This is a genomic window from Streptomyces glaucescens, from assembly GCF_002154375.1.
In the GTDB taxonomy this organism is placed as follows: Bacteria; Actinomycetota; Actinomycetes; order Streptomycetales; family Streptomycetaceae; genus Streptomyces; species Streptomyces glaucescens.
Map to the genome: position 1 here is coordinate 1 of NZ_MUND01000660.1, position 2,365 is coordinate 2,365.

The 2,365-nt window shown below is 74.2% G+C and carries 3 protein-coding genes; 2 read left to right on the forward strand and 1 reads right to left on the reverse strand.

Features of this window, described 5'->3' with window-relative positions; genetic code table 11:
- Nucleotides 1–1,210: serine/threonine-protein kinase (locus CCN42_RS34250; RefSeq protein WP_245877592.1), on the reverse strand; the 1,210-nt coding region annotated here is incomplete at its 3' end.
- 196 nt (nucleotides 1,211–1,406) lie between these two features.
- On the opposite strand from CCN42_RS34250, the gene CCN42_RS34255 reads away from it, so the two are divergent.
- Entirely contained in the window at nucleotides 1,407–1,682 is a 276-nt protein-coding gene (locus CCN42_RS34255) for a hypothetical protein (protein ID WP_043499081.1), read from the forward strand.
- Between the two features lie 197 nt (nucleotides 1,683–1,879).
- Nucleotides 1,880–2,086: a hypothetical protein gene (locus CCN42_RS34260; RefSeq protein WP_086172951.1), complete on the forward strand. Its 207-nt coding sequence runs from the start codon at nucleotides 1,880–1,882 to the stop codon at nucleotides 2,084–2,086.
- Nucleotides 2,087–2,365 lie beyond the last annotated feature (279 nt).

Sequence of the window (2,365 nt, forward strand, 5' to 3'; positions counted from 1 at the left end):
TGCCGCGCGGGACGGGCGTACTGCGCGGGACCGGCGTGTTCCTCGACGCCGGGGTGTTCCTGCCCGCAGGCGTGTCCCTGGGCACCGGCGTGTTCCGGGAGGCCGGCGTGGGCCGCGCCCCGGGCCGGGCCGCGGGCCCCGTGCCCCGGGGCGCCCCGCCGCCGCGCGACGGCACCGGGCCGCCCCGGGACGGCACCCCGCCCCGCAGCGGCGCCGGACCGCGCCCGCCGGACCGGGGCGCGGGCGTGCCGCTCGACGGCCCCTGCGGTCGCCGGGACACCTGGCCGCCGCGCTGCTGTTCCGGATAGGTGTCCGCGAGCCGCCCGGTGGGCCGGTCCGCCTCACCGCCGCGCGGCGCGGGCGGGCGGCCGTCGATCAGGCCCTGGGCCTCGCGGGCCGCGATCTCCTTCAGCCGCAGCGACAGGTCCAGCGTGCTCGGCCGTTCCTCGGGGTCCTTGGCCAGACACGCCCGCACCAGCGGGGCCAGCGCGTCCGGGACACCGTGCAGCTGCGGCTCCTCGTGGACCACGCGGTACAGCATCACCTCGGAACTGCCGTGCCCGAAGGGCGAGTCACCGGTGCACGCGTACGCGAGCGTGGCACCCAGCGAGAACACGTCCGTGGCCGGAGTGACCGCGGCGCCCCGCACCTGCTCGGGAGCGAGGAACCCCGGCGAGCCGACCGCCGTGCCGACATGGGTGAGCGTGGAGGCCCCGGTCGCCCAGGCGATGCCGAAGTCGATGATCCGCGGCCCCTTCGGGGACAGCAGGATGTTGGACGGTTTGAGGTCCCGGTGGACGACCCCCGCCTCGTGCACGGCGACCAGGCCCTCCGACAGCGCGGCCCCGATCGCGGCGACCTCGGCGGCGACCAGCGCGCCCTCGTCGGCCACCTTGTCGTGCAGGGAGGGGCCGGGCACGTACTGCGTGGCGAACCAGGGCCGCTCGGCCTCCAGATCCGCCGCCACGAGCCGGGCCGTGCACCCGCCGCGGATCCGCCGGGCGGCCGACACCTCGCGGGCGAACCGCGACCGGAACTCCTGATCCTCCGCCAGATCGGGCCGGATCACCTTCAGGGCGACCCGCTGCCCCTTCTTGTCGGAGCCCAGGTAGACAACACCCATCCCGCCCGCGCCGAGCCGTCGGTGAAGCTTGAACGAGCCGACGACGCGCGGGTCCTCGCGCCTCAGGCGCATCATCGCCATGTTCATCCCCGCTGCCCGGTCCGTGTGACGTGCCACAGCTTACGTTTCCCCGGCCGCCCGCGCGCAGAGGCCGCGCCCTCTCGCCCCGATCGATTGTCAGTGCCGGGTGGGAGACTTGAAGGGTGGTCAGCAAGCCCCCGAACAGGACGACTTCGTTCCGTCCGGGCTTCCAACCGTCCGTCACAGAAGGGGGATTGGACCCGTGAAGGGTGACCGCGTGGAAATCGTCGTCGACGCCGGCGACACGACACGGACGTACGAGGTGGTGGCGAGCAGGGCGGGCCGCCGAGTGGAGACGGCGGTGCGGCGAGGGGTGGTGGAAGTGAGCGAAGTCACCCGTACCGGTGCCGTCGTCCGCACGGCACGGTTCATGGCGAACCGGGTCCTCGCCCTCGTCGAGCAGCCGGTTCCCCGGGAGGACGGCTCGGAAAAGCAGGGACAGACCGGACGTCCCCTCCGGGAAGACCCCGAGACGTAGGAGCCCGTCTCCACCCAGGGGAGTACACCCCAGGTCATGGCTCATCCTCCGGGAGGCCCGCAGATCGGTACGAGGGCATGACGTCCGGTGCCCGCCGCGAACCTAGATTTGAGGTCAAGCGGCGGGTGCAGCACTCGTCCCCCGAGGTCAGACACCCGCCGCTGCCAACGACAACCAAGCAGGTCAGGAGAGGGACCATGGCCCACACGGCACCGCGGACGCTGATCCGCGAGGAGGGGCGCAAGGCGTACGCCGCGCTCCGTCCGCGCCGCCAGGGCCGCCGCCACCCCCTGGTGGCGACGCTGATGGCCCTTCCCCTGGCGGTCCTGCTCCTCGTCGTCTTCGACGGCTGGGAGACAGTGGCCACACAGGCGTCGTCCGTGGGCGTGATGCTGGGGCGCTGAGCGGCGACCCCAGGCCCGGAAGAGCGGTCCGGGCGGGGACATCCACCCATAACCCCGTGGGGACGGGGGTGCGGCGGACGGCACAGATGCCGGCGCAGCTGGGGAGCTGCGCCGGCATTGCCGTTCCCTGTCCTCGGCCCACCCCCGCGGTCGCCACGGCGGAACGGCGCAGACCGGCGAGGAGGCACAGCCCAGCGGACCCCTGCCATGGTCACAGCCCGGGGCACCGGCCAGGGGGCGCACCTCGGCAAGCTCCTGCGCTCCCCGGGCGCGGTCAGG

What these genes read in the sequence shown, in the direction of transcription:
- CCN42_RS34260 (WP_086172951.1), top strand. Translation starts at nt 1,880, where the DNA reads ATGGCCCACACGGCACCGCGGACGCTGATCCGCGAGGAGGGGCGCAAG.